Origin of the sequence: Mesorhizobium sp. M7A.F.Ca.MR.148.00.0.0 (assembly GCF_003997735.1) — a bacterium.
GTDB lineage: Bacteria > Pseudomonadota > Alphaproteobacteria > Rhizobiales > Rhizobiaceae > Mesorhizobium.
In genome coordinates, this window is sequence record NZ_RZTB01000013.1 from 45,322 (window position 1) to 51,720 (window position 6,399).

General features: G+C 63.6%; 7 protein-coding genes and 1 riboswitch. Of the genes, 1 reads left to right on the plus strand and 6 read right to left on the minus strand.

Going from position 1 to position 6,399, the window contains the following annotated elements; all coding sequences use genetic code 11:
• Positions 1 to 96: 96 nt before the first annotated feature.
• A complete protein-coding gene (locus EOB49_RS07540; RefSeq protein ID WP_245469490.1) occupies positions 97 to 978 on the plus strand; it encodes a GNAT family N-acetyltransferase in 882 nt (293 codons plus the stop codon).
• Positions 979 to 1,066: 88 nt separating this feature from the next.
• On the opposite strand, the gene EOB49_RS07545 is transcribed toward EOB49_RS07540, so the two are convergent.
• The 6 genes from EOB49_RS07545 to EOB49_RS07570 form a co-directional block, all read right to left on the minus strand.
• Positions 1,067 to 1,360, minus strand: coding sequence for a hypothetical protein (locus EOB49_RS07545; RefSeq protein ID WP_127321233.1), 294 nt, complete (start codon positions 1,358 to 1,360; stop codon positions 1,067 to 1,069).
• Between the two features lie 148 nt (positions 1,361 to 1,508).
• Entirely contained in the window at positions 1,509 to 3,422 is a 1,914-nt protein-coding gene (gene dxs, locus EOB49_RS07550; protein ID WP_127321234.1) for a 1-deoxy-D-xylulose-5-phosphate synthase, read from the minus strand.
• A 142-nt stretch (positions 3,423 to 3,564) separates the two neighbouring features.
• On the minus strand, positions 3,565 to 4,485 hold the full coding sequence (locus EOB49_RS07555; protein ID WP_127321235.1) for a pirin family protein: 921 nt from the start codon (positions 4,483 to 4,485) through the stop codon (positions 3,565 to 3,567).
• Between the two features lie 39 nt (positions 4,486 to 4,524).
• On the minus strand, positions 4,525 to 4,791 hold the full coding sequence (locus EOB49_RS07560; protein ID WP_027035955.1) for a DUF2277 domain-containing protein: 267 nt from the start codon (positions 4,789 to 4,791) through the stop codon (positions 4,525 to 4,527).
• A gap of 110 nt (positions 4,792 to 4,901) precedes the next feature.
• Positions 4,902 to 5,153, minus strand: coding sequence for an exodeoxyribonuclease VII small subunit (locus EOB49_RS07565; RefSeq protein ID WP_023808624.1), 252 nt, complete (start codon positions 5,151 to 5,153; stop codon positions 4,902 to 4,904).
• A 3-nt stretch (positions 5,154 to 5,156) separates the two neighbouring features.
• Positions 5,157 to 6,083 (minus strand): histone deacetylase family protein, encoded by a 927-nt coding sequence (locus EOB49_RS07570; RefSeq protein ID WP_127380625.1) that lies wholly within the window; start codon positions 6,081 to 6,083, stop codon positions 5,157 to 5,159.
• Positions 6,084 to 6,204: 121 nt separating this feature from the next.
• A riboswitch (cobalamin riboswitch) is annotated at positions 6,205 to 6,385 on the plus strand.
• The last annotated feature ends 14 nt before the right edge of the window (positions 6,386 to 6,399 follow it).

A 6,399-nucleotide genomic window follows, 5' to 3' on the forward strand; every position in this document is an offset into this window, starting at 1 on the left:
CAGGACCGTCGCGGTCTCAGGATCGGCCTGGTCTGGAGCGGCGAGCGTCTCGAGGCCGTCATTGCGCTCGCGACCTTCTGGCGCTCGGGCATCCGTATGCTGGAATGGGCGGCGAAAGATCACTGCGACTATGGCGATGTCCTGGTTGCTCCCGATGCCGAGCCACAGATCCTGCCGCAACTCTGGCAACATATCCTCGACGATGGCGGCTTCGATCTTGCCTACCTCAATCGTCTGTTGCCTGATGCCCGATTCCGGACCCTGCTTGGTCCCGCCGCCCCAGGCCAGAGCAATATCTTGCAGCCAAGCCACCGCAGCGAGGTCAGCTATCGAGTTTCCGGCGCCGGGCAACGCGGCGCACAATGGTTTGAAAGCCAGTCGAAGAAAACTCGGCAAAACTATCGCCGTGGCTACAAATTCATGGAGGAAGGCGGCGCGCTGCGTTTCCGCCTGATGGATGCACAGGAAGCCCGCGAGCCGGTGCTGGAGCGCGTCGCGGCGCTGAAGCGGTTGTGGCTTGCAAAACACGGCCGCGTTTCGGACCTCTTCGACGAAGGCTCCCCCGCGCTGGCGGCACTCATATCCGTTCTGGCCAAGCTTGGATTGCTGCGCATCTTCGTGCTCGAACGCGAAGACGAGATCATCGCCATCTCGATCAATTTCGAGCAGCATGGAACGATGATGGCTTTCGTCACCACCTATGATCCGGCCTTCGAACGGGCCTCGCCGGGGATGGTCTTGATGATGGATTACATCCAGTGGTCGTTTGACCGGGGCTTGACCACGATCGATTTTCTCTGCGGCGGCGAGGATTTCAAGCGCCGCTTTGCGACGCATTCGGTGATCTTGTCGTCGGTGGTGGGTGGACGAAACCTGCGCGGACGCCTAGCCGCCCTGGCAGACCGCGCCCGCCACGCGGCGCAATCCTGGCGCCCCGAGAAATCGGCGCAGCAAGCGGAGCTGGTTGCGGCGGAGTAGCATCGCCGACGCTTTTTAGATCGCCTGCACAGCGGCAAGCGCGATGAAACGATCGGGTAATCCCGATCAAGGCTTGTTGGTCTTCAGCTCAGAATACGGTTCGCGAAACCGGGCGCTCGACGGCTGGAGACAAGCCATCCTCACGGCCGCCCGAAGCTTGCTCGCGTGCAGGCTCGATGGCAACCGCAGGCGCGGGAACAGGGGCGGGCAGAACCACCAATTGCGGCACCTGCTTGAAGGAAAAGCCGCCGCGGATGTCGCCCATCTTGGCGGCGATGATGCCCATCGCCGCCTTTTCGAGGCTGCGGTCATAGCGCGTTTCGGCTGTGGCCGGCGCGATGATAACGGCGCAAAGTGCTGCGCCGCACAGAAGCGTTTTCATTGTTGTTATCTCCCTGCCTGATCACGAACTAGCAGGGCGCCATTGAAAAACGGCCAAGAGACACGGTAAGCAAAGCGCCAAACGGCAGCGTAAACAAAGCCTTAAGATCGCTTGCCGGCAAACTGATTCAAGTCTTTGAGACTTTGATTCAGGCGCGCTGGGCGTGGACTGTGTGCCCGAGTGCCACGAACACGGTGCGCACGATGCCGGCGGCATCGAGCCCGGCATCGGCATACATCTTTTCCGGCTTGGCGTGGTCGGTGAACGCGTCGGGCAGCACCAGCGGACGCACCTTCAGGCCGCTTTCCAGCAGGCCCTCATGGGCAAGGAACTGCAGCACGTGGCTGGCGAAGCCGCCGACGGCGCCCTCCTCCACCGTCACCAGCACCTCATGCGAGCGGGCCAGCCGCCGGATCAGATCCTGGTCGAGCGGCTTGGCGAAACGGGCGTCGGCGACCGTGGTGGACAGCCCGGCAGCACCTAGCTCCTCCGCGGCGATCAGGCAATCCTGCAGCCGCGTGCCGAAGGACAGCAATGCAACCTTGGTGCCCTCCTTGACGATGCGGCCCTTGCCGATTTCGAGAACCGAGCCGCGCTCCGGCATGTCGACGCCGACGCCATTGCCGCGCGGATAGCGGAAGGCGATCGGACCCTCATCATAGCTCGCCGCGGTGCGCACCATGTGGCGCAGCTCCGCCTCGTCGGCGGCCGCCATGACGACGAAACCCGGCAGTGTCGCCAGGAAGGTGGTGTCGAAGGCGCCGCAATGGGTCGCGCCATCGGCGCCGACGAAACCGGCGCGGTCGATGGGAAACCGCACCGGCAGTTTCTGAATAGCGACGTCGTGGACCACCTGGTCATAGGCGCGCTGCAGGAAGGTGGAATAGATAGCCGTGAACGGCTTGTAGCCTTCGGTGGCAAGGCCGGCGGCGAAGGTCACCGCGTGCTGTTCGGCGATGCCGACATCGAAGGTGCGCGACGGGAACGCTTCGCCGAACAGGTCGAGACCGGTGCCGCTCGGCATAGCGGCCGTGACGGCGACGATGCGCTCGTCCTCGCGGCCCTCCTGGACCAGGCTTTCGGCGAACACCTTGGTGTAGGCCGGTGCGTTGGCTGGCGCCTTGGCCTGCGCGCCGGTGATGACGTCGAACTTGTTGACGCCGTGATATTTGTCGGCGGCGGCTTCGGCCGGCGCATAGCCCTTGCCCTTCTGAGTGACGACATGGATGAGCACCGGGCCTTCGCCATTGTCGCGGACATTTTTCAGGACCGGGATCAGGTGCTCCAGATTGTGGCCGTCTATCGGGCCGATGTGATAGAAGCCGAGTTCCTCGAACAGCGTACCGCCGGTGACGTAGCCGCGTGCATGCTCGACCGCCCTTGTGATCGCACGATCCGCGCGCTTGCCGAGATAGGACGTCAGTTTCTTGCCGAAATCGCGCAGGCCGACATAGGCCTTGCCGGAGGCCAGCCGCGCCAGATAGGCGCTCATCGCGCCGGTCGGCGGCGCGATCGACATGTCGTTGTCGTTGAGAATGACGATCAGCCGTGCATCGAGCGCACCGGCATTGTTCATCGCCTCATAGGCCATGCCGGCAGACATGGCGCCGTCGCCGATGACGGCAATGACGCTGTTGCGGCCGCCGGAGAGATCGCGGGCGGCGGCCATGCCGAGGCCCGCCGATATCGATGTCGAGGAGTGGGCGGCACCGAACGGATCGTACTCGCTTTCGGCGCGGCGGGTGAAGCCGGACAGGCCGCCTTCCTGGCGCAGCGTGCGGATACGGTCGCGGCGGCCGGTCAGGATCTTGTGCGGATAGGCCTGGTGGCCGACATCCCAGATCAGCCTGTCATCGGGGGTGTTGAAGACATAGTGCAGCGCCACTGTCAGCTCGACCACGCCAAGCCCTGCGCCCAGATGACCACCCGTGCGGGACACGGCGTCGACCAGTTCGGCGCGAAGCTCGGACGCCAATTGTGGCAGTTCGCTTTCGGCAAGCGTGCGCAGGTCGGCCGGGATGCGGACCTTGTCGAGAAGCGGCGTATGCGGCGTTGCGTTCACGGTGCTCGGGCTTTCGGTTGATGGGCGAAATAAGCCGCCGGCCGGCGAAAGTAAATGTGTGTCAGTGACGCGGATCAGGCCGTGACCTTTTGTTTCCATGCATGTCGTTTCCCCAAAACCAGGCCACCTTGGGCGACGGGCATCAGCTTTCCGGCAGCGGGATGAACTCTTCCTCGTCTCCGGGAACGATGTCGAAGCGGCCCGTCTTCCATTCCTCTTTCGCTTGTTCGATGCGCTCCTTGGACGACGAGACGAAATTCCACCAGATGTAACGCTTCGAACCAAGAGAGGCGCCGCCGAACAGCATGAAATGCGCCCCGGTCTGCGACGACACGACGATCTCGTCACCGGGACGGAACACCAGCAGCCGTTCGGCTGGGAACACATCGCCCGAAATCGAGACTTCGCCCTCCAGCGTGTAAATGGCGCGTTCTTCCGCATGGGCAGGGATTTTCACGCTGGCGCCGGGCGCCAGGCGCAGGTCGGCGTAGAGCGTCTCCGAGTCGGCCCTGACCGGAGACCGCAATCCCTGGAAATCGCCGATGATGAGGCGCCCGTTGACGCCTTCGGCATCGATCTCGGGAAGCCTGAGCGCTCCTGTGTTCTCGAAAACCGGTGCCACCTCTTCCTTGTCGTCCGGCAGCGCCAGCCATGTCTGCAGGCCGGACACCGACATCGGCGCACCACGCAGTTCCTCCGGCGTACGCTCCGAATGGACGATGCCGCGGCCGGCGGTCATCAAATTCACGTCGCCGGGCTGAATGACCATTTCGGTGCCGAGTGAATCGCGATGCCGGATCTTGCCGTCGAACAGATAGGTGACCGTCGACAGGCCGATATGCGGATGCGGACGGACGTCGAGCGCCTGGCCGGCGCGCAGGATCGCCGGGCCCATGCGGTCGAAGAAGATGAACGGCCCCACCAGCCGCCTTTTTGCCGTCGGCAGGGCACGGCGCACCTGAAAACCGCCGATGTCCTTGGCGTTCGGGACGACCATCAATTCGATCTGGTCGCTGGCAAACGCGTCGCCTGCCTCAGGGTCTTTCCCGGGGAAGAAGCTCATGGACTCTCCTTGTCGGTGGTCGAAGGCCGCCTGGCCGCATCAGGCAAAGCGGATAGCCGCCTTTGCCCGCAGCTTGGCCGCCACCTCTTCGCGATTACGCGGATGCTGATGGGTTTCCAGGGAATCGAGCAGTTCGCGCGCCGAGGCCGCGATGGCTTCGACGGCATGGTCGAAGGCGTGCTGGTTCTGCTTCGAGGGTCGCGTCGTTCCGCTCAGCTTGCGGACGAACTGAAGGGCCGCGTCGCGCACCTCGTCATTGGTTGCCGGCGGATCAAAATTGAACAGGGTCTTGATGTTTCTGCACATCGCTTCCGTATCTCCTCTTGTCCTTGAGCTGTTTCAATCGGGACGAGTTATATCCTCGATCATGATCATGTCCAAAAACCGGTGAGGCGAGCCTATGTTCGGACCGGGCCTCAATCCGCGTCGAGCGGCTCCGTTCCGACCGGCTTGCCGTCGCGCGACAGCCTGATCTTCTCGACCTTGTCCTCGGCGGCCTTCAGCAACCGGTCGCAATGCGCCTTCAGCGCCTCGCCACGCTCATAGATCCTGATCGACTGGTCGAGCGGCACGTCGCCGCGCTCCAGATCATCGACGATCTTCTCCAGCGCATCGAGTGCCTGCTCGAAGCTCATCGCCTTGACGTCTTCGTTGGTCTCATCGGCCATCATTCATCCTTTCATCAGTCGCCCGACATGGGCGGCGACCGAAAATGCCAATCCTTGCAGATCGTAGCCGCCCTCGAGCAGGCTGACGAGCCGGTTGCCGCTGTGGCGTGCCGCGCGCTGCATCAGCTGGCCGGTTGCCCAGTCGAAATCATCCTCGGTCAGATTGATCTCGGCCAGCGGATCGCGGTGGTGCGCGTCGAAACCCGCCGAAATGATGATCAGGTCAGGCGCGAAATTGTCGAGCGCGGGCAGGACGCGCGACAGCAAGGCATCGCGAAACACCTCGCTGCCGGTCTGCGGCGCCAGCGGTGCGTTGACGATGTTGCCGGCGCCCGTTTCGGTCTTCGCTCCGGTGCCGGGATAAAGCGGCATCTGGTGTGTCGAGCAATAGAGCACCGACGGATCGTCCCAGAAAATGTCCTGCGTGCCATTGCCGTGATGCACGTCCCAGTCGACGATGGCAACGCGCTCGACACCGTGTTTCTTCTGCGCATAACGCGCCGCGATCGCCGCCGTGTTGAACAGGCAGAAGCCCATGGCCGTAGTCTTTTCGGCATGATGGCCGGGCGGCCGGGCGGCGACGAAGACGTTGTCGGCGCGGCCCGAAAAGACGTCATCGACGGCGGCGTTAGCGGCGCCGATCGCGGTGATCGCCGCTTGCCAGCTCTTCGGACTGGCAGTGGTGTCGGCATCGATGCGGGCAATCCCCTCGTCGGGAATGGCGGCGCGCACGCGGGCGACGAAATCGGCGGGATGCGCGTAGAGGATGGTGGCCTCGTCGCCTTCCGGCGCCTGGATACGATCGAGCCCGGCAAAGGCTTCCTCATCGAGCACGCGCTCGATGGCACGCAAGCGGTCGGGCCGCTCGGGATGTCCGGGCGGCGTGAGATGCTCGAGGAAGATCGGATGGGTGTAGAGACGGGTGGTCATCGTCCTAATCTAGTGACCCGGATCGACAAAGGCCATGCACGGGCGGCCGATGACTGGGGAAAATCGCGACTGCGTCCATTCGCGTCGCTGCAAGCATTGGCGTCCTCAGCACTTCGGCGTAAGGTTTTTGGTACTGCCTGGTGCCCGCCGCAAGCGGGAGAATCGGGAACACGGTTGAATTCCGTGGCGTGCCCAACGCTGTGAGGGGGACCGCGCCGGTAAATGCCACTGTCGATGACGGGAAGGCACCGGACGCGGGTTGATCCCGAGCCAGAAGACCGGCCTGGCAGGCATCGTCATCCGCATGGTCAGGCGG